At 56.2% G+C, this 17,868-nt stretch carries 18 protein-coding genes; 11 read left to right on the forward strand and 7 right to left on the reverse strand.

The window, feature by feature from the left end:
- Positions 1 to 453 precede the first annotated feature (453 nt).
- Positions 454 to 1,365, forward strand: a complete 912-nt coding sequence (locus tag VI25_RS12875; protein ID WP_045688316.1) for an AraC family transcriptional regulator — start codon at positions 454 to 456, stop codon at positions 1,363 to 1,365.
- Positions 1,366 to 1,485: 120 nt separating this feature from the next.
- Here VI25_RS12875 and VI25_RS12880 read toward each other — a convergent pair whose 3' ends face one another.
- Positions 1,486 to 2,058 carry a DUF6799 domain-containing protein gene (locus tag VI25_RS12880; RefSeq protein WP_045688317.1) on the reverse strand — a complete coding sequence of 191 codons (573 nt, stop codon included), beginning with the start codon at positions 2,056 to 2,058 and terminating at the stop codon, positions 1,486 to 1,488.
- Between the two features lie 165 nt (positions 2,059 to 2,223).
- Here VI25_RS12880 and VI25_RS12885 point away from each other — a divergent pair, with 165 nt between their 5' ends.
- Genes VI25_RS12885 through VI25_RS26905 form a run of 3 tightly spaced genes read left to right on the forward strand, consistent with a single transcriptional unit; the run spans position 2,224 to position 3,376 of the window.
- On the forward strand, positions 2,224 to 2,673 hold the full coding sequence (locus VI25_RS12885; RefSeq protein WP_045688318.1) for a MarR family winged helix-turn-helix transcriptional regulator: 450 nt from the start codon (positions 2,224 to 2,226) through the stop codon (positions 2,671 to 2,673).
- 59 nt (positions 2,674 to 2,732) lie between these two features.
- Complete coding sequence (locus VI25_RS26900; RefSeq protein WP_236705041.1) at positions 2,733 to 3,119, forward strand: hypothetical protein; 387 nt, start codon at positions 2,733 to 2,735, stop codon at positions 3,117 to 3,119.
- Positions 3,044 to 3,376 (forward strand): YceI family protein, encoded by a 333-nt coding sequence (locus VI25_RS26905; RefSeq protein WP_055562554.1) that lies wholly within the window; start codon positions 3,044 to 3,046, stop codon positions 3,374 to 3,376. Before VI25_RS26900 ends, VI25_RS26905 begins: the two co-directional genes overlap by 76 nt.
- 90 nt (positions 3,377 to 3,466) lie before the next feature.
- On the opposite strand, the gene VI25_RS12900 is transcribed toward VI25_RS26905, so the two are convergent.
- The 3 genes from VI25_RS12900 to VI25_RS12910 all read right to left on the reverse strand — a co-directional run bounded on the left by VI25_RS12900 (position 3,467) and on the right by VI25_RS12910 (position 7,269).
- Complete coding sequence (locus VI25_RS12900; protein ID WP_045688320.1) at positions 3,467 to 4,237, reverse strand: hypothetical protein; 771 nt, start codon at positions 4,235 to 4,237, stop codon at positions 3,467 to 3,469.
- Positions 4,238 to 4,264: 27 nt separating this feature from the next.
- Positions 4,265 to 4,822 carry a hypothetical protein gene (locus VI25_RS12905; RefSeq protein ID WP_045688321.1) on the reverse strand — a complete coding sequence of 186 codons (558 nt, stop codon included), beginning with the start codon at positions 4,820 to 4,822 and terminating at the stop codon, positions 4,265 to 4,267.
- A 266-nt stretch (positions 4,823 to 5,088) separates the two neighbouring features.
- The gene (locus VI25_RS12910) at positions 5,089 to 7,269 is read right to left on the reverse strand and encodes a S9 family peptidase (protein ID WP_072144821.1); all 2,181 of its coding nucleotides are present in this window, start codon (positions 7,267 to 7,269) and stop codon (positions 5,089 to 5,091) included.
- Positions 7,270 to 7,489: 220 nt separating this feature from the next.
- Between VI25_RS12910 and VI25_RS12915 the strand changes: the two genes are divergently transcribed.
- The 5 genes from VI25_RS12915 (at position 7,490) to VI25_RS12935 (ending at position 13,314) form a co-directional block, all read left to right on the forward strand.
- Positions 7,490 to 7,771: an ATP-dependent Clp protease adaptor ClpS gene (locus VI25_RS12915; RefSeq protein WP_045688322.1), complete on the forward strand. Its 282-nt coding sequence runs from the start codon at positions 7,490 to 7,492 to the stop codon at positions 7,769 to 7,771.
- A gap of 138 nt (positions 7,772 to 7,909) precedes the next feature.
- Positions 7,910 to 8,524 (forward strand): recombination mediator RecR, encoded by a 615-nt coding sequence (recR, locus tag VI25_RS12920; RefSeq protein ID WP_045688323.1) that lies wholly within the window; start codon positions 7,910 to 7,912, stop codon positions 8,522 to 8,524.
- Between the two features lie 202 nt (positions 8,525 to 8,726).
- Positions 8,727 to 10,709 carry a glycosyltransferase family 2 protein gene (locus VI25_RS12925; RefSeq protein WP_201783296.1) on the forward strand — a complete coding sequence of 661 codons (1,983 nt, stop codon included), beginning with the start codon at positions 8,727 to 8,729 and terminating at the stop codon, positions 10,707 to 10,709.
- A 178-nt stretch (positions 10,710 to 10,887) separates the two neighbouring features.
- On the forward strand, positions 10,888 to 12,108 hold the full coding sequence (locus tag VI25_RS12930; RefSeq protein WP_045688324.1) for a pyridoxal phosphate-dependent aminotransferase: 1,221 nt from the start codon (positions 10,888 to 10,890) through the stop codon (positions 12,106 to 12,108).
- A gap of 189 nt (positions 12,109 to 12,297) precedes the next feature.
- Positions 12,298 to 13,314: a bifunctional heptose 7-phosphate kinase/heptose 1-phosphate adenyltransferase gene (locus VI25_RS12935; protein ID WP_045688325.1), complete on the forward strand. Its 1,017-nt coding sequence runs from the start codon at positions 12,298 to 12,300 to the stop codon at positions 13,312 to 13,314.
- Between the two features lie 99 nt (positions 13,315 to 13,413).
- Here the strand turns inward: VI25_RS12935 and hemE are convergent, their stop codons facing one another.
- The 3 genes from hemE to VI25_RS12950 are packed head-to-tail and all read right to left on the reverse strand — an operon-like array spanning position 13,414 to position 15,627.
- Positions 13,414 to 14,445, reverse strand: coding sequence for a uroporphyrinogen decarboxylase (gene hemE / locus VI25_RS12940; RefSeq protein ID WP_045690149.1), 1,032 nt, complete (start codon positions 14,443 to 14,445; stop codon positions 13,414 to 13,416).
- A gap of 50 nt (positions 14,446 to 14,495) precedes the next feature.
- Positions 14,496 to 14,987, reverse strand: coding sequence for a hypothetical protein (locus tag VI25_RS25185; protein WP_045690148.1), 492 nt, complete (start codon positions 14,985 to 14,987; stop codon positions 14,496 to 14,498).
- Positions 14,988 to 15,000: 13 nt separating this feature from the next.
- Positions 15,001 to 15,627: a MarC family protein gene (locus tag VI25_RS12950; RefSeq protein WP_055562555.1), complete on the reverse strand. Its 627-nt coding sequence runs from the start codon at positions 15,625 to 15,627 to the stop codon at positions 15,001 to 15,003.
- 226 nt (positions 15,628 to 15,853) lie between these two features.
- Here VI25_RS12950 and purE point away from each other — a divergent pair, with 226 nt between their 5' ends.
- Entirely contained in the window at positions 15,854 to 16,336 is a 483-nt protein-coding gene (purE, locus tag VI25_RS12955; RefSeq protein WP_055562562.1) for a 5-(carboxyamino)imidazole ribonucleotide mutase, read from the forward strand.
- A gap of 131 nt (positions 16,337 to 16,467) precedes the next feature.
- The gene (locus VI25_RS12960; RefSeq protein ID WP_052695549.1) at positions 16,468 to 17,640 is read left to right on the forward strand and encodes an endonuclease/exonuclease/phosphatase family protein; all 1,173 of its coding nucleotides are present in this window, start codon (positions 16,468 to 16,470) and stop codon (positions 17,638 to 17,640) included.
- Positions 17,641 to 17,868: the final 228 nt, after the last annotated feature.

Consider the following 17,868-nt stretch of genomic DNA (forward strand, 5'->3'; position numbering starts at 1 on the left):
GGGCGTGCTCAACGAGGGCGGCGGGCGGCAGGTTTAGGTGGGCAGAGACGCCAGGCGCAAAGCCTAACGACGCGAGGCGGTTATCGGGGGTAACCATAGGATAGGGGTTGGGAAGGAAAAAAGGAATGGGAAACCGACTTCGGAATTAGCACCATCCAAGAAATAGAGCGAATGAGCGAGACATAGCTTTTCCAGCTCTGCCTGTGGAAATAGGCAGACAAATAAAACATGTCAAAAAATACTGCTTAGGGAAGCTACTGTTACGCTCTTGTATGAACAGTGCTAAGTGGTACTACAAAGCTACTGGTGCACTGCTGAGCAGAGTAAGATGTTTTGGCCTATTGCTAGGACAAATGAAACATTTGGTCAATTCCCTCTGACGGACTAATCACCTTCTCTATTACATTCGCCTACGTCAGTGGCTTTCTTTCACACCCGTAGTACCGCTCCGCTATGCACAAGGATATTGCTCATTATAACGGGTTATATGGCGACGATAAGGCTCAGGTTTCGCACAGCTACATCTACAGCCAGCTCATTGCTCCACGCAGCCGGGCAACTAACTGGGGCCTTAAGCCACACGTGCACGACAACTTGTACCAACTGTTCTTCTTGGAAGCTGGTAAGGCTACCCTTGACGCCGACGTGGAACCCGTAGAATTGTCTACGCCTTGCGTGGTGCTCATTCCGGCGCGGGTGGTGCACGGCTTCACGTTTAGCCCTCAGGTAAAAGGCCGCTCCCTTACGGTGGCCGAAGCCCTCCTAGACACTATTTTGCAGGTTAGCCCTTCTATTTTGATTGAGCTCAACAGCCTACACGTGCTGTCGGCCTTCACGGAGGAAGAAAGCTTTGCGGAGCTACTTAGCCTAGAGCGGCATATTCACGCGGAAATGCACTCTCATTTGCCGGAAAGACAACTTGCCCTGAATGGCTATTTCAAGTTGCTATTCGTGAAGCTGTTTCGGCTGCTGAAGCACAAGCAACGCCAGGCCGACAGCAGCTCTAACCGCAACCTGCACTACTTCCACGAGTTTCAGAAAAGCGTGGCGCGGGCAGCTCCCTTCGAGAAAAAAATTGTGGAGTATGCCCGGGAGCTTAATATCACTTCGGTACACTTAAACCGGATTTGCCAAGCGGTAAAAGGAAAATCGGCGCTGGAAATTGTAAATGCCAACACGGTTCGGCGGGCGCACAACCACTTGGTGTATACATCTTCCTCCATCTCTGAAATTGCCTATACCTTACAATTCGCCGATTCCAGCTACTTCACCCGGTTCTTCCGCAAGCATACAGGGCTGTCGCCGTTGGCATACCGGGCTAGGGCCTACCGCGACCAAGCACAAGCCGACATCTTAGAAGAGTAGTACAGCAACGCCTCCTGGTGGGGGCCGCGCGTGGTGCCCACTGCATTAGTAGGTAGCTGCGTGTGCCCTCAGCAGGAGGCGTGTACGAAGGGGATGCTGCCTGATAGGGCAATCAAAAAACTACTTCAGCTTCGCGTCAAGGTCCTTAATCTGCTGGTCGAGCTGGCTGGTATCGGTAGGGCGTTGAGCATTGGTGCTCAGCAGGCTGATTTTCTGGTTCAGCAACTGAATCTTCTCGCCCATGAGGGTAATCTTGTTGTTCAGCACGGTAAGCCGGGCTTCTACGTCGGCGGAGGAGTTAGGAGTTGGTCGGGTGTCTACGTACTTATCAAACTGGGCGGAAGTGGGTACAGAGTTGTCGCCCCGCGCCTGGGCTGCGCTGCTGGGGGTAGCAAATACAATTCCTCCGTCGGGGCGCACATAGTCACCCTCTTTCAGCGTCGTCATCTTGCCACCAGGAAGCTCCACAATTCCGCTTTTATAATTAATTTTAGTGCCGTTACGCAGCACTACATTTTTGCTAATAGCGGAAGGGCGGCCTCCTTGCATCAATACTACCTGACCATTCTGCATGAGGTAGCGCTCTGAACTAACCGAAGTAGCTGCGGCTGGCGTAGCGGTTTGGGCGGTAGCGGTTGATGCCAGTGCCAGACTGGCAAAAAGGGCCGCAGCAGGAAGCAAAATGCGTTTCATGGGTGTAAGAAAATGGGAGTTGAAGTAGACATACGGAGGTAGGGGCCAAATGGTCTAGCTCAAGCGGAAACGAAAAAGATAGAAATAAGTGGAACGTGTGTCGCAACATTAAATGTATGTACATATATTTGCAGCATCATTCCGCATGACTTTGTGCTGGCTTACATGAAAATCGAAGACGAAATCAAGCAACGTACTTTCCTAGACCAATATCAGAAAGCCTATATCAATCTGGTATACACGGCTGGATGGCTGCAGCAGCGCCAAAGCGCTACGTTCAAAGAATTCGGTCTCACGCTGCCCCAGTTTAACGTGCTGCGCATTCTGCGTGGGCAGCACCCCAAGCCGGCTACTGTAAACCTGCTGATTGAGCGGATGCTGGACAAAACCAGCAATGCTTCCCGCATTGTGGACAAGCTAGAAGCCAAGCTACTGGTGACCCGCATTGTGTGCCCAAGCAACCGCCGGGCCGTGGATATTCGCATTACTGAGGAAGGACTAGCCCTGCTGGGGCGCCTAGACGAAGTAATGAAGCAACAGCAGCTCGGGGTGAATAACCTCACCGCTGAGGAAGCCACGCACCTGAGTGATCTTCTGGATAAAATTCGCGACTAATCTCGCCTCTCGCTTACTCTCCCTTACCCATTCTTTTGCTTTCACTGCTTTTTTCAACCATGAAAAAAATGATTCTGCCAGCTCTGCTGGCCACTGCTCTGCTGGCTGCTCCTGTATACGCTGGCCAACCCGTAGCTACGAAAGCCGCTGGCACCACGAAAGTGGCCGACAAAACCTACAAAGTGCAGCCCCAACTCAGCACCCTGGGCTGGGATGGCAAAGCCGTAACGCACGGTCATAACGGTACCGTACAGTTCTCAGGCGGTGATTTGCTGGTGCGTGGCAACCAGCTAGTAGGTGGCACCGTGATGGTTGACATGAAGACCATCAAGCTACCGACATCAAGGACGCCGAAACGAACACCAAGTTCATGGGTCACATTACGTCCGACGACTTCTTCGGCGTGTCTGCTTATCCTACCGCTACCTTCAAAATCACGAAAGTAGCCTACATTAAAGGTGCCGCTGCTGGTGCTAACAACGCCAACATCACCGGCGACCTGACCATCAAAGGCAAAACCAACAGCATTACCTTCCCCGCCAAAGTGGGCGTGAAGGGTGGTGTAGCCGCCGCTAGCGGTACCGCTACCGTTGACCGTACTAAGTTTGACATCAAGTATGGCTCGAAGTCATTCTTCGACGGTATCGGCGACAAAGCCATCAATGATGACTTCACGCTGAGCTTCAACGTAATCGCCAAGTAAGCACGTAGGCTAAAGCCTGGTTGCGCTTGCAATCGAAAAGCCCCGCTGGTGATCCAGCGGGGCTTTTTTGTGGGTGGGAAAGGGAGTGCCCTATTGCGCTAGCCGACTCTGGCGGTCAAGCATCTGCTGCTGTAGTTGCTTAGTTAACGAAGCAGCCGGCTGCCGTTGTGGTGGATTGGCAAGATTCCGCAAGTCAAATCGGAGCCAATACGTGCCGTCGGCATGCGTGAACTCGCGGTCTTGATTGACATCGGGTTTTACTTCTACGAGCAGAACATTGGTTTTGGGCAGTATCAGGCGATTTTCCAGATGCGTGCCGTCGGGTGTAAGCTGGTGGAGTTGCTGCCCGCTCCGGTCGGACGTAAACAGGGCGCTGGCATCTTCCTCGTTCTGGCTGCCATCGGCGTTTGTGTCCGCCTTGATAATGGTGTAGAACAGGTAAGGCCACCGGGCATCCGGTTTGATGTAGGTGTCAATTTCGGAAATGACGAAGCGCCCGTGCGAAAGCAACGCGTGCTCCTGTAAGGTCGATTTCTGAAAGAACAGTACGTTGTAGCAGGTGCCTTCAATGTTGCTGCTGGTCTCATCGTATTCGCTGCCGTAGGAACTGCTGGACAGGATACGACTGCGGACGGTCTGGTCTAATGGCACCACCGAAATCGGCTGGTAATAAAAATCAGTGCTGTCTAAGCTTACGGGCGCATTGTAGTGCACCCGGTACTCGCGGGCAGCTTTGCGAACGGCCGCCGTATCTGGCAGTGCTTTCGCTGATGTAGCTGCTGGGCGCTGGGTGGAGCTTTCAGAGCAAGCCCCTAGGCTGCTGACTAGGATAAGAATAGCGGTACTGCGAGAAATAAGCATGGAGCAAGTTTTGCCCGCAATAAACTACTAATCTGGCAGCACAAGCTCCCGTGGCAGCTCAAACTTAAGACTACGACTCTTGGCGCGCGCGTGGAGCTGGGCGAGAAAGTCGTCTAGCTCCGGCTTGTACTCCAGCCAGAGGTCTTCGTGCAAGTTCTGAAGCACAAGCTGAGTGGTGCGGGCCGCCAAACGGGCCGTGCTGGTGTAGAAACCGGCGTACACACTCTCAAACTGCCCGGTGTAGTTCTCGAAGATGTGGCGCAAGGTGTAAAGGTTCAGGTCTATTTCCAGGCGTTTATCCTTGGTGATGCGGCGGGCCTTGGCTACTTCCTTGGTGGCTTTACCCAGGGCCTTGGTAAGGCTGCGGTTGAGGAGGCGCCCCGTGGCGCCCACGGCAAATAGCTCGTGAATCTGATCGGAAGCCTGCTCAAACACGGTTTCCGTTGTTACGTCAGGTAGCAGCTCAAAACAAAGCGTGTCGTAGAGCTCTGCATCACGACGGGCAGCGCGCAGAAGCAAGGCTTCCTTCTCTTTGTCGGATAGATGCTTCAGAGCACGTTTGAATTCGGCGGACGGTACGGGCATACAAGAAAAGGCAGAGGTAGGCTACAAGTAAGCAAGAAACGCAGCTACGCAATTTTTGGTGGTATTGCTGTTCTATTTGATCTAGTCACTGCTGGTCTGGGAGTACTCGAATATCTACTCCGCTACCTGAAAATATATGCTCTAAGCGCGCGGCATAAAAGCACGCGGGCCGCAGCTCAGCAGCTGCGGCCCGCGTTTACGGCTGACGGTTGGTTCTCATCCTTGGATAGATAGGAGGCCGGGGATGTTTCATTCCGGAAAAAAGGCTACAGCTTCTCGTCGAAGTATTGGGTAATCTTGTTGTAGAGGTGCACCCGGTCTTTGCCGCCTACATTGTGCGGGTGGCCGGGGTACACGAAGTAGTCGAGTTGGATGCCTTTATCGACGGCAGTTTTGAGGTAGTCGAGGCTGTGCTGCCACACTACCACGTCATCTACGGTGCCGTGGATGAGTAGGAGCTTGCCTTGCAGCTTGTCTACGTAGTTGAACAGGTTGGCTTTTTCGTAACCTTCGGGGTTTTGCTGGGGCGTATCCATGTAGCGCTCCGTATACATGATTTCGTACAGGCGCCAGTCGATAACCGGACCGCCACCCACGCCTACTTTAAAGGTGCCGGGGCTGCGCGTCATCAGGGTGGTAGTCATGAAACCGCCAAAGCTCCAACCGTGGATGCCCATGCGGGCCTGGTCTACGTAGGACAAGCTCTTCAGGTATTCAACTCCCGCAAGCTGGTCGGCCATTTCTACGGTGCCGAGCTGCCGGAACGTGGCCCGCTCGAACGCCGAACCCCGGTTGCCGCTCCCACGCGAATCGACGGTAAACACAACGTAGCCTTTCTGCGCCATCAGCTGCATCCAGAGGTTGCCGCCACCCAGCCACGAATCCGTGACGAGCTGCACGTGCGGGCCGCCGTAGAGGTATACTACGGTAGGATATTTCTTGCTGGCATCGAAGTTGGGCGGCGTAGTGAGGCGCCCGTAGAGGGTAGTGCTACCGTCGGCGGCCTTGATGGTGACGAGCTTGGTTTCGCCCAACTGGTAGCCTGTAAGCGGGTTTGGCGCCGTAAGCAGCGTTTGCGCGGGCTTACCATCAGCCACGCGTACCGTGCGGATGATGCGCGGCGTGGTAGTACTGCTGTACGTGTCGAGTAGGTAGGTGCCGCTGGGGCTGAGTGTGGCGGTATGGGTGCCCTGGCCTTGGCTGAGTTGGCGGGGCTTCCCGCCGCTGAGCTTCACGGCATATAGCTGCCGCTGCAAAGGGCCAGCCGCCGTGCTCTGAAACACTACCTCCCGGTTTTTATCGGCAAAGCCTAACAGGTCCGTGATTTGCCAGCTGCCTTTCGTAAGCTGGCGCAACAGCTTGCCACTGGTGCTGTACAGGTACAGGTGCTCGTACCCATCGCGCTGGCTGCGCCAAATGAACTGGTCAGGGTGGCCCGGTACGAAGGTGAGCGGGTGCAAGGGCTCCACAAAATCGTGGTCTGACTTTTCCTCGAACAACGTCTTTACCAAAGCGCCGGTGGTTGCGTCATACTGGTTTAGCTTCAGGTGGTCTTGGTTGCGGTTTAGCACGGCTACATACACCGACTTCTCGTTGGGGCTCCAACTGATATTAGTAAGGTATTGCTCCTTGGGTTCGCCGGTCTGTAAAAACACCGTTTTGCGCGAGTTCAGGTCATACACGCCCACCGTTACCTCGTGGCTTTTGTCGCCGGCCATTGGGTACTTGAATGGCTTTGCCTGCGCCGGAGCAGTGGAAATATCAACCAGCGGATAATCCGTTACCATGGTCTGGTCCATGCGGTAGTAGGCCAGCTTAGTGCCGGTAGAGCTCCAGAAAGTACCTTTCGTGATGCCGAACTCCGAGCGGTGAGCCGCCTGCCCGTTCACAATGCTGGGGGTAGCTTCCTGCGTCACCGCTTCATTTTCACGGCCCGCCAACGAGATGTACAGGTTCTGGTCTTTGGTGTAGGCTACGCGGGTTCCGCTGGGGTCCAGGTCCACATTTTCAGCATCGGTAGCATACCCAAACAGGGCGGCGGCTTGCTTGGTGGCGGCGTCCACGCGGTACACCGTACCAGCGCGAGTGATTTGGAAGCTATTCGCGGCGCTCCACGTTACTACCGGAAACGCCGTGGCCTTCACGGCGGGGGCGCCGGCCGTTTGCAAGGCTTGGCTAAGCTCAGCTAGCGTCATGATGGCCTTGGTCTGGCCACTATTTGTGCCGCGTACCAGTTCATCGTGCCCGCCTTCAATACGCAGGTAGCTGAAATCATCAGCAGAACCCGGAATCCAGGAAAGCTGCCGCAGACTCTGGGGTTGCAGGCTGCGGTTGAGGAAGGCATCTTCCATGGTCAGCAGTTGCTGCTGGGCGCGGGCGGGTAGGTGCGTCAGCACCACCACGGCTAGCAGTGGGAGTACCCGCAAGCGAGAAATAAAGTGAAGCATGAAAAGGAGAAGGGTAGGGGAAACGAAAGCCGAATCTACAGCAGAATCTGGATGCCATGCGCCCAGCCGCCGCCCGCAAACCACCGGCTACTACCGCCGCCCAATGGCTGGTTTTTTTACTCGCTAAGTGCGAAACAATTCTGCCAATCAAGTAGTTATACCAAGTTTATTGAGGCTAGTAAACCCGGTTTTTCGCCCATTTTTTCCGTATTTTTGCACCATGAACAGCAACCCGCAAATCGAGTACGACGAGGACGTTCTGCTCCTGGAAGAAACTATTGACGTGCGCGACCTCATCGTGTACAACGATGATATCAACACCTTCGAACACGTAATTCGCACCCTCATTGATGTGTGCGGGCATGAGCCTGAGCAGGCCGAGCAGTGCACGTTGCTCATCCATTACAAAGGCCAGTGCACCGTAAAGCATGGCTCCTACGATGAGCTGGCTGACATGTGTACCGCCATTCACGACCGGGGCATCTCCGCCGACGTAATGTAAGCCATACTAGGCCGAAAAAATCTGTCATCCGGCGCACCAAAAGGACTTATCACGGGCCAGTTGTTGTTACACAATAGGTCCATTACTGTCCGTTGTGCGGCCCGGATGACACGCTTTTTTTACTACTTCTCGATCTGAATGGAATTCCCTTCCAAACTCATAGAAAACGCCGTGGGCGAGCTGGCAAAGCTGCCGGGCGTGGGCAAGAAAACCGCGCTACGACTGGCTCTGCATTTGCTTAAGGCCGAGACGGATACTACTGCCTCCCTGGCCGAAGCCTTGGCGAAGATGCGTTTTGAAATTCGCTACTGCGACACCTGCCACAACATCTCTGATACGGCCGAGTGCAGTATCTGCGCCAACCAGCTTCGCGACCAAAGCACGGTTTGCGTAGTATCGGACATTCGCGATGTTATTGCCATCGAAAATACGGCCCAATACCAAGGCACCTACCACGTGCTGGGCGGTGTGATTTCCCCCATTGAAGGCATCGGCCCTGGCGACCTGACCATCGACTCGCTGGTAGAGCGTGTGACTAAGGACGGGTCCGAGATTCGGGAGGTTATTTTGGCCATCAGCCCCACTATGGAAGGCGACACGACGGCCTTCTACCTCTCGCGCAAGCTGCGGGATATTCCCCAGGTGCACGTCAGCACTATTGCCCGCGGTATCCCCATGGGCGGCGAGCTAGAGTACGCCGACGAAATTACGCTGGGCCGCAGCATTGTGGAGCGCCAACGTCAGGCTCGGTAGGCGTTTGCGGCGCCCGCCAGGAACTTAACATTTTCTTAAAAAAGCCTCTCGGACGGAATCTGAGGGGCTTTTTTATATCGTATGCACTGTTTCTAAGAGAATGCAAGGCGATTGTACTGCTGAGGTAGTAACCCGTCCGGTTGTGTGATTCTTCGTTCGGTCAATCGTTGTTACCTTTCGTGGCCCTTCCCCGCCTGTACCTGTGCCGTCCTCCATTACGCTCTCGGTCGTCATCGTCAATTACAACGTCTGCTACTTTCTAGAGCAGGCGCTACTTTCGGTGCAGCGAGCAGTAGAAAAGCTAGGGCAGCCCGTGGAGGTGTTCGTGGTTGACAACAACTCGGTGGACGGCTCGGTGGTAATGGTGCACAGCCGGTTTCCGGAGGTTCATCTTATCGAAAATAAAAACAACCCTGGCTTTTCTCGCGCCAATAACCAAGCGCTGCGCCGGGCGCGGGGCAAGTACGTGCTTCTACTCAACCCCGACACGGTGGTAGAGGAAGATACCTTCCGGCTGTGCTGCGAGTTTATGGAAGCCCACCCCGACGCGGGAGGGCTGGGCGTGAAGATGCTTGATGGGCAGGGCCAGTTCCTGCCGGAAAGCAAGCGGGGCCTGCCTACGCCCTGGGTGGCGTTTTACAAGATATTTGGCCTAGCCCAGCTGTTTCCAACGTCGCGGCGCTTTGGGCGCTACCACTTAGGCTACCTCAATAAGGAGCAAACCCACCAGATAGAGGTGCTAAGCGGCGCTTTTATGCTGATGCGTCGGGAAGCCCTCGACCAAGTAGGCCTGCTGGATGAGGACTACTTTATGTACGGCGAGGACATTGACCTGTCGTATCGACTTACGCAGGCCGGCTGGAAAAACTACTATTACCCGGGTACGCGCATTATCCACTACAAAGGAGAAAGCACCAAGCGCACGAGCGTAAACTACGTTTTCGTGTTCTACCGGGCCATGGTCATCTTCGCTCAGAAGCACTTTGCCCCCGGGCGAGCGGGCACTTTCCGCATTCTGATTAACCTCGCTATTTGGCTGCGAGCCGGCGCGGCGGTAATAGAGCGCCTACTGGTGCAGGTGGCACCCGCCCTACTTGATGGTGCGCTGGTGTACGGAGGTATGTATTTTCTCAAAACGTATTGGGAGCAGAACCATCGGTACGTACGCGCGCCCTACCCCGATAAGTACATGGAAGTGGCCGTGCCGGTATACGTGGCAGTATGGTTGATTTCGTGCTTTTTCAGTGGGGCCTACGACAAGCCCATCCGCACCAGCCGTATTGTGCGGGGCATCTTTGTGGGCACGGTGCTAATATCGGCCGTCAGCAACTTCCTGGACCCGTGGCGCTTTTCCAAGGCCCTCATTGTGCTGGGAGCAGTGTGGGCGGTAGCGGCTTTGCTGCTCCGGCGCGAACTGGCTAACCTTATCAGGCACCGCACTTTTCGCCTGGCAGATCGGCACCAGAAAAACGTGGGCATCGTTGGCTCCCAGCAGGAAAGCCAGCGGGTGCGTCATTTGCTGGAACACGCCGCCGTACCGGCCCGCATCATTGGCTACATCGAACCAAACGGGAGTGCTGCGCCGCCCGCCGATGATGTGCTGGGTGAGGTACGCCAGCTCGATGATATTATCCGCATCTACCAGCTGGATGAGTTGATTTTTTGCGGGCGCGACCTTCCCGCCAGCCAAATTATTGGCCTAATGGTATCGTTGCCCCAGCACCCGCCGGTAGCGTACAAAATCCTACCCCAAGACAGTGAGTACATCATTGGTAGCTCCGGCAAAAACTCGCCCGGCGACTACTACACGCTGGATATTACGCTCAATCTGTTTCGGCCCCAGCAGGTCCGCAACAAGCGCGTGCTCGACATCCTGACCAGTCTGTTCCTACTGCTGGCTTCGCCGGTACTCGTGTGGTTGCAGACTCACAAAGGAGAGTTTCTTCGCAACTGCCTGCGGGTACTAGGTGGCTCGCGCACCTGGGTGGGCTTGCGCTACGCTGCCGCCCCTCGGCGGGTGGCACAGGCCATCCTGTCGCCGGCCGATGCGGCGCGCTCAGCCGCCCCGCTTACTGATGCCACTCGGCGGCGCCTGGAGCTACTTTATGCGAAAGACTACGAGCCAAGCATGGACCTGCGGCTGCTGCTCCGCTGCTTCCGGTGCCTGGGCCGCACAGACGGCTAGGCGCTGACCCTCGGGATGATACGTGGGCGTAGCTGGGCGTTAGAGAACGTAAAAGCGTAGGATGTTAGATTGGGCGGTGCCGAATCTTTTGCGTTCCTTACCACTTCGGTCTGCCCCAGTGGGCTGGCCGAGTTTGGTGCCTTCTGTACTTTTACGCTTTCCATCACCTCTACCGTTCATGTCCGCAGTTTCTACCCTCGCGCCGTCTGTTCTGTCCGATCGTATCAATGCCATGCAGGAGTCGCAGACAATTGCCATGGCCAAAAAAGCCCGCGAGCTGGCCGCCCAAGGCTTAGATGTTATCAACCTAAGCTTTGGCGAACCCGACTTCCAGACCCCGCAGTATATCAAAGACGCCGCCAAGAAGGCGCTTGACGAAGGTTTCACGTTCTACACGCCCGTACCCGGCTACCTCGACCTGCGCCAAGCCATCTGCGACAAGCTGCAGCGCGACAACCAGCTAGACTACAAGCCCGAAAATATTGTGGTGAGCACCGGGGCCAAGCAGTCGTTGGCCAACGTGGTGATGAGCATGGTCAACCCCGGCGACGAGGTTATCGTGTTTGCGCCCTACTGGGTGAGCTACGAGGAGATGGTGAAGCTAGCCGAAGGTACGCCCGTACCGTTGATGGGCTCTCTGGAAAACGACTTTAAAGTGACGGCCGCCGAACTAGAAGCTGCCATTACGCCCCGCACCAAGCTCATCATGTATTCTTCGCCCTGTAATCCTACGGGCTCGGTGTTCTCGCGTGAAGAGCTGGCCGACATTGCGGAGGTAGTGGCCCGCCATCCGCAGGTGCATGTGCTAGCCGACGAAATCTATGAGTACATCAACTTCGTGGGCGAGCACGTGAGCATTGCGCAGTTCTCCGACATCAAAGACCGCGTAATCACGGTCAATGGCTTCTCGAAGGGCTATGCCATGACGGGCTGGCGCGTGGGCTACCTGGCGGCTCGCAAAGAAATTGCTTCAGCTTGTGAAAAGATGCAAAGCCAGATTACCTCTGGCACCTGCTCCGTAGCCCAGCGCGGTGCCTTGGCCGCCCTGCAAGGCGGGCGCACCTCCGCCGACGAAATGGTAGCCGCCTACCGTCGCCGTCGCGACCTAGTGCTGGAACTGGTGCAAGACGTGCCCGGCTTCCGCACGCCCACGCCTAGCGGCGCCTTCTACATTTTTCCCGATGTTACGGGGTACTTCGGCAAGCAGACCCCCGATGGCAGCACCATTACATCGGCCGCCGAGCTGGCGTTGTTCATTCTCAATGATGCCCATGTAGCGGCAGTAGACGGTGGGGCCTTCGGAGCACCCAACTGCATTCGTTTCAGCACCGCCGCCGCCGACGAAAAGCTGCGGGAGGCGTTTATTCGCATTAAAGCCAGCCTCCTGAAACTGGTTTAAACGCGTGGGCAAGCACGCCCACCCAGACGTAGTAACAGCGCTCCGGCGCAGAACACGTAGCAAAAGCCCCGGCTCAGCCGCCCCGCGTCGGGCAGAGCTGTTGGGGCCAAGGCTTGTGTCTGCGGCCGGAGCGTTGCACTATTGGCATACTACCTACCTTTGCGGCTCATACCCCCTGATTTCGCCGTAATGCCCGTTGCCGCCGTACCGCCCGCTTCTCTGCCCGAACTTTTTGCTGCCTTCGACCGCCTCACCGTCCTGATTGTGGGCGATGTGATGATGGATGCCTACGTGTGGGGCAAGGCCACCCGCCTCTCACCCGAAGCGCCGGTGCCGGTAGTAAATGTAAGCCGCACCGAGCAGCGCCTGGGTGGGGCCGCCAACGTAGCTCTGAACGTACAGGCTCTGGGAGCTACCCCATTGCTGTGCGCCGTGATAGGAGAGGACCAGGGCGGCGACCAGCTAGTGGAACTACTGCATGCCACCGGCTTATCGGCCGAGGGCATTGTGCGCTCCGGCTACCGGCCTACCACCGTGAAGCAGCGCATTCTCGCCCATGGTCAGCAACTCCTACGCATCGATTCGGAGGTGGAAACAGACCTCAACGGCGAGGAAAATGCGGGCCTCACGGCCCGGTTTGAACAGCTTCTGTCTCGCGCCGACGTAGTGATTTTTGAGGATTATGATAAAGGCGTCCTCAATGAAACCAGCATTCAGCACTTCGTTCAGCTAGCCCGCCAGCAGGGCATTCCAACCGTCGTTGACCCCAAGAAAAAGAACTTCCTGGCGTATCGGAACTGTACGCTTTTCAAACCCAATTTGAAGGAGCTACGCGAAGGACTGAAGCTGGAGTTTGGCGATAATGACGCCGACCGGCCCCAGTTTGAAGCGGCGGTAGCGCGGCTGCGGGAGGTACTCACCCCCGAAATTGTGCTCGTGACGCTTTCGGAACGCGGCGTTTTCGTGGAGAACAGCGAAAGGAAGCCTACCTACATTCCGGCCCACCTGCGCAGCATCTCCGATGTATCGGGCGCCGGCGATACGGTCATCAGTATTGCGGCTCTGTGCGTGGCGCTGGGCTTGCCAGCTCCCACAACGGCCGCGTTGGCTAACCTGGGTGGGGGCTTAGTATGCGAGCAAGTAGGGGTAGTGCCCATCGAAAAAACCTTGCTCCTAGCCGAAGCTCAAGAGAAGCGGGTACTCTAGCTAGGTAAGGTAAGTAAGGCAACAAAACACCAGCGGGGCCGCGCTAGTAAATAATTTACTAGGCGCGGCCCCGCTGCTTTGTGGGTGCGTATGCTGCTACTACCGCTGGCGGGCGCTGTACTCCTTTACCGTTTCAATAAACACCTTCACGTTATCCGGATTGGTGTCGGGGTACACGCCGTGGCCTAAGTTGGCAATGTGGCGGTGCGGCCCAAATTGGTCAAGCATTTGTTTGGTTGCGGTGCGCACTTGCTCGGGCGTGCCGTAGAGGGCGCAAGGGTCGAGGTTGCCCTGTAGCGTTTTGTTGCCAACGAGAGGGCGCACGGTGCGGGCATCTTGGTTCCAGTCGAGGCCGATGGTGCGGCAAGGAAGCTGGGCAAATTCCTCTACGGCCCAGAAGGCACCCTTCGCAAATACCGTTACGGGTACTTCCGGAATGGCCTGGCAAATTTCGGCAATGTAGCGGGTGCTAAATTCCTGGTAGTGGGCGGGTGGTAGAATGCCCGCCCAGGAGTCGAATACCTGCACAATGTTGGCGCCGGCTTCCACTTGCGCGCGTAGGTAGGCAATGGTCGTATCCGTGATTTTGCGCAGCAGCTGGTGGGCCAGTGCCGGCTCGGCGTAGAGCAGGCGGCGGGCCTTGCTGAAGGTTTTGGAGCCGTGGCCTTCTACCATGTAGGCCAAGATGGTCCAGGGGGCGCCCGCAAAGCCAATCAGTGGCACGCGGCCATTGAGGGCCTGCTTAGTGACGCGAATGGCCTCCAGCACGTAGCCCAAATGCTCCTCCGGGTCGGCCACGCGCATGCGCTCCACATCGTGGGCCGTTTTGATGGTTTCAGGAAACAACGGGCCGCGGGCTTCCACCATCTCGTAGGTGAGGCCCATGGCTTCTGGCACCACCAGAATGTCGGAAAAGATAATGGCGGCGTCTACGTCGAGCGCATCCACGGGCTGGATGGTGACTTCGGCGGCCAGCTCGGGAGTTTCTACTAGTTCTTTGAAGCCGCTGAGACGGCCCCGCAGGGCACGATATTCGGGCAGGATGCGGCCGGCTTGGCGCATGAGCCATACGGGGGTGCGCTCAGTTTCTTCGCCACGGGCGGCACGGAGGAGGAGGTCGTTCTTCAGCATAGGAAGTACAAAGATAGGTCGCCCGCGCTACCACAACATAAGCAATTAGGCTACGGAATAGATATTGGGCCCTTCATAAGGTAAATAACAAGCCGCTTGGGTTCGGATAGAGCTTTAATCACGGCTTCCTCGCCTTCGGGCGGATGCTGTTCATGAACACGATTAAGCGTCGCTGAATCTAACTGTGTATACCAAAAGCTGATAAACACATGGGTGAGAGTATCCACTGTTATAGTGGTGTCCCTGACTAGATGATTCAGGCTATTAACAACCTTGATTCGGTGCTCGCCTGACTTTGCTAATACAGAATAACCATCATATTGGTCGGCAATACCAGAATAGCGAAAGGTGTCTTGAGCTACTACTGTTGTATCCCACTTGATTAGCAGATCCGTGGCTGGTTGGGTCCTACTACCATTCTCCACGTAGAAATAAACCGGAAAAGACTGTGCGGGAGTTTCTCGGTACGGTAGAGCTGGGCTATTGCAGCTATATAACCCATGATAAAGCAGTATGACCAGTAACAAGGCTGCCTTTTTCATCTGGCTCTGCAGTTTACCGGCTCAGGCCCGGAAACAGTGCTACAATGGCCGTAGCCAAGAAATTCACCCCGATGGCCAGCGTCAGGAAGCCCATGATGCGGGCCAGCGCGGCCATGCCGGGCCGCCCCAGAAACCGCGTGAGCCGGAGCGACGACATCAGGATGATGTACGCAGCCAGAGCTACCAAGCAGAAGCCTAGCACAATTAGCCCCATATCCGGCACGCTCAGCTTTTTTGTAAACAGGCCAATGCATACGGCCATGGAGCCCGGTCCTGAGAGCATGGGCATAGCCAGGGGCGTGAAGCTGATGTCATTTTTGTGCATACTTTCTTCCAGGGTCGCATCCGATACTTTGGCGCGGTTGCCACCGGGCGTGAGCAGGTCGAAAGCAGAACGCATGAGCAGGATGCCGCCCGCAATGCGCAGATGATGGATGTTGATACCAAAGAAGTTCAACACGTACTGGCCCGCAAAGAAGGATACCGTCAGGACCGCTACCATGTACAAGCAGGCCTTGAGGCCAATATTCGCTCGTTCGGCAGGCGTATCCTCCTCAGTCAGGGTCAGAAACACCGGCATAGCCCCGAAGGGGTTTACTACCGAGAACAAGGTAGTGAAAGTGGCAAGCAGGATTTCCATAAATAGGGGAGCACAGTATGGATGAGTAAAGGTACGAGCCTTTGAGAATCAGCAAACAGGGAAAATGCTATGTTTGAGGAGGAAACTCCCTTTCCGGGGGCGCGTAGAAGCCTATCCCGCCCTGCCCTGTCCTGTTTCTCTACATCGTCCCATGAGCACTACCCTTCCCGCCTCTTCGGCGGCCGACACACCAGCTCCCAACGATACGCCCCTCGTGGGCATCATCATGGGCTCCCAGTCAGACCTCAAAACCATGTCGGCGGCGGCCGAGCTGCTCCGGCAGTTTGGCGTCACCTACGAAATCACCCTGGTGTCGGCCCACCGTACTCCGCACCGCCTAGTGGAGTACGCCGAAACCGCCCGCAAGCGCGGCCTGCGCGTTATCATTGCCGGTGGGGGAGGAGCGGCCCACCTGCCGGGCATGGTGGCCTCGTTCACTACGCTGCCGGTTATTGGCGTACCCATCAACTCCGTTACCTCCATTCACGGACTCGATTCCATTCTGTCCATGCTGCAAATGCCGGCCGGAGTACCCGTGGCGACCGTAGCCCTCGACGGAGCCGCCAACGCCGCCGTGCTAGCCACCCAAATGCTGGCGCTCACCAACGCCCGCTTGGCCGACGTGTTGGAAAAATACCGTACTTCGCTTAAAGACAAGGTAATGCGCACCATTGAGGAGCTGCGCAAGGGTGGGTTTAGCGACGATTAGGTGACGGCATGAAAAGTGCAGTGGAGATGAGGGGCGTACTTTCGCCTAGCCAATGACCCGGCTTCATCTTCCCGCACAACGTTCACCTCGCTTGTTGCTTTCTTCTGTACCCACCCTTAGCTCCCTCGCAAGTGCCCGACCTCGACGTTTCCATCTGGATTTTGCTTGCGCATGGCTTCACCCTATTGCTGGCGGTAGTAGCCCTGGTTGCCACTGCGCTTCCCCTGCTGCGCCAAACGGCTTGGTGGATTAGAGTCTTTGATTTTCCCCGCCTGCAAATTGTTGGGGCCCTGCTCCTGACCCTGCTGGCCGGCGTTCTGCTTTCCTGGCACCAGCCCACCGACGGTACCTATTGGGGGCCCGCCCTGCTAGCACTCTTGGTAGTAGCCATTATCTACCAGTCGTACCGCATTGTGCCCTATACCACTTTGCTGGCCAAGCAGGTAGGCGATAGTACCCGGTTTGATAGCCAGCAGCACCTAAGCCTCACGGTCATGAACGTGTTGCAGTACAACAAGCAGGGCAAAAAGGCATTGGAGGTGCTGCAAAAGGCGGATGCTGATATCATCATGGCTGTGGAAACGGACAACTGGTGGTTAGAACAGCTCAAGCCTCTCACCGAAACCCACCCCTATACTTGCCACGAGCCCCTCGACAACACATACGGCCTGCTGTTCTTCTCACGCCTACCCCTGCACGGGTGTCAGATCAAGTACTTGCTGGATGATGATGTGCCCTCGGTGCATACCCAGGTAGAATTGCCCGATGGCAAAACCCGCATCCGGCTCTACGGTCTGCACCCCAAGCCGCCCGCACCGGCCGAGTCGAAGACCAGCACCAAGCGCGACGCGGAGCTACTGCTGGTAGGCAAAGAAATCGACCGGAACGAGGAACCTACCATCGTGTTCGGCGATATGAACGACGTAGCCTGGTCGCATACTTCCGAGTTATTTCGCCGCATCAGCGGCCTGATGGACCCGCGCGTGGGCCGGGGCTTGCTCCCTACTTTCCACGCCGACTACCGCCTGCTGCGCTGGCCCCTTGACCACGTGTTCGTGTCAGCTCACTTCAAGGTAGATGATATGGAGCGTCTGCCCTACGTAGGCTCCGACCATTTTCCCATCTACATCAAGCTCAGCTACGAGCCCGAGGACAAAGAAATCCAGGAGGAAAACGCCGAGCAGGCCGACGCTGACGACCACGAGGAAGCCATTGAAAAAATTCAGGAGGGGTTCGAGGAAGAGGATGAAGAAGAGGAGGAGGAATCTCAGAACCCAACGCCCGCGAAAGAACTAACTACTTAACCGTCGCCTTACCTGGTGGCGCACGAGGCGGAGCTTATTCACTTGTGGGTAGGCTCCGTTTTTTTGTGCTCATCTAGTAAGCAAAGCACTACTTGGCGGTGCTGATCCGTTGAAGAATTCTTGCGAGTGTCGGCTGGAAAATGATGGGTTATGCGGTACTTGCAAGTAGTATAATTTCAGGGCGCCAGCCTTTTTACCAGGCATCACTCTCGGTGCCATATGCTATTC

The sequence above is a fragment of the Hymenobacter sp. AT01-02 genome, from assembly GCF_000961955.2.
GTDB lineage: Bacteria > Bacteroidota > Bacteroidia > Cytophagales > Hymenobacteraceae > Hymenobacter > Hymenobacter mucosus.

What these genes read in the sequence shown, in the direction of transcription:
- VI25_RS12900 (WP_045688320.1), bottom strand. Translation starts at nt 4,237, where the DNA reads ATGCTTATTTCTCGCAGTACCGCTATTCTTATCCTAGTCAGCAGCCTA.
- purE (WP_055562562.1), top strand. Translation starts at nt 15,854, where the DNA reads ATGGGCTCCCAGTCAGACCTCAAAACCATGTCGGCGGCGGCCGAGCTG.
- VI25_RS12880 (WP_045688317.1), bottom strand. Translation starts at nt 2,058, where the DNA reads ATGAAACGCATTTTGCTTCCTGCTGCGGCCCTTTTTGCCAGTCTGGCA.
- VI25_RS12905 (WP_045688321.1), bottom strand. Translation starts at nt 4,822, where the DNA reads ATGCCCGTACCGTCCGCCGAATTCAAACGTGCTCTGAAGCATCTATCC.
- VI25_RS25185 (WP_045690148.1), bottom strand. Translation starts at nt 14,987, where the DNA reads ATGAAAAAGGCAGCCTTGTTACTGGTCATACTGCTTTATCATGGGTTA.
- VI25_RS12910 (WP_072144821.1), bottom strand. Translation starts at nt 7,269, where the DNA reads ATGCTTCACTTTATTTCTCGCTTGCGGGTACTCCCACTGCTAGCCGTG.
- VI25_RS12930 (WP_045688324.1), top strand. Translation starts at nt 10,888, where the DNA reads ATGTCCGCAGTTTCTACCCTCGCGCCGTCTGTTCTGTCCGATCGTATC.
- VI25_RS26900 (WP_236705041.1), top strand. Translation starts at nt 2,733, where the DNA reads ATGAAAAAAATGATTCTGCCAGCTCTGCTGGCCACTGCTCTGCTGGCT.
- VI25_RS12950 (WP_055562555.1), bottom strand. Translation starts at nt 15,627, where the DNA reads ATGGAAATCCTGCTTGCCACTTTCACTACCTTGTTCTCGGTAGTAAAC.
- recR (WP_045688323.1), top strand. Translation starts at nt 7,910, where the DNA reads ATGGAATTCCCTTCCAAACTCATAGAAAACGCCGTGGGCGAGCTGGCA.
- VI25_RS12935 (WP_045688325.1), top strand. Translation starts at nt 12,298, where the DNA reads ATGCCCGTTGCCGCCGTACCGCCCGCTTCTCTGCCCGAACTTTTTGCT.
- VI25_RS12915 (WP_045688322.1), top strand. Translation starts at nt 7,490, where the DNA reads ATGAACAGCAACCCGCAAATCGAGTACGACGAGGACGTTCTGCTCCTG.
- VI25_RS12885 (WP_045688318.1), top strand. Translation starts at nt 2,224, where the DNA reads ATGAAAATCGAAGACGAAATCAAGCAACGTACTTTCCTAGACCAATAT.
- hemE (WP_045690149.1), bottom strand. Translation starts at nt 14,445, where the DNA reads ATGCTGAAGAACGACCTCCTCCTCCGTGCCGCCCGTGGCGAAGAAACT.
- VI25_RS12875 (WP_045688316.1), top strand. Translation starts at nt 454, where the DNA reads ATGCACAAGGATATTGCTCATTATAACGGGTTATATGGCGACGATAAG.
- VI25_RS26905 (WP_055562554.1), top strand. Translation starts at nt 3,044, where the DNA reads ATGGGTCACATTACGTCCGACGACTTCTTCGGCGTGTCTGCTTATCCT.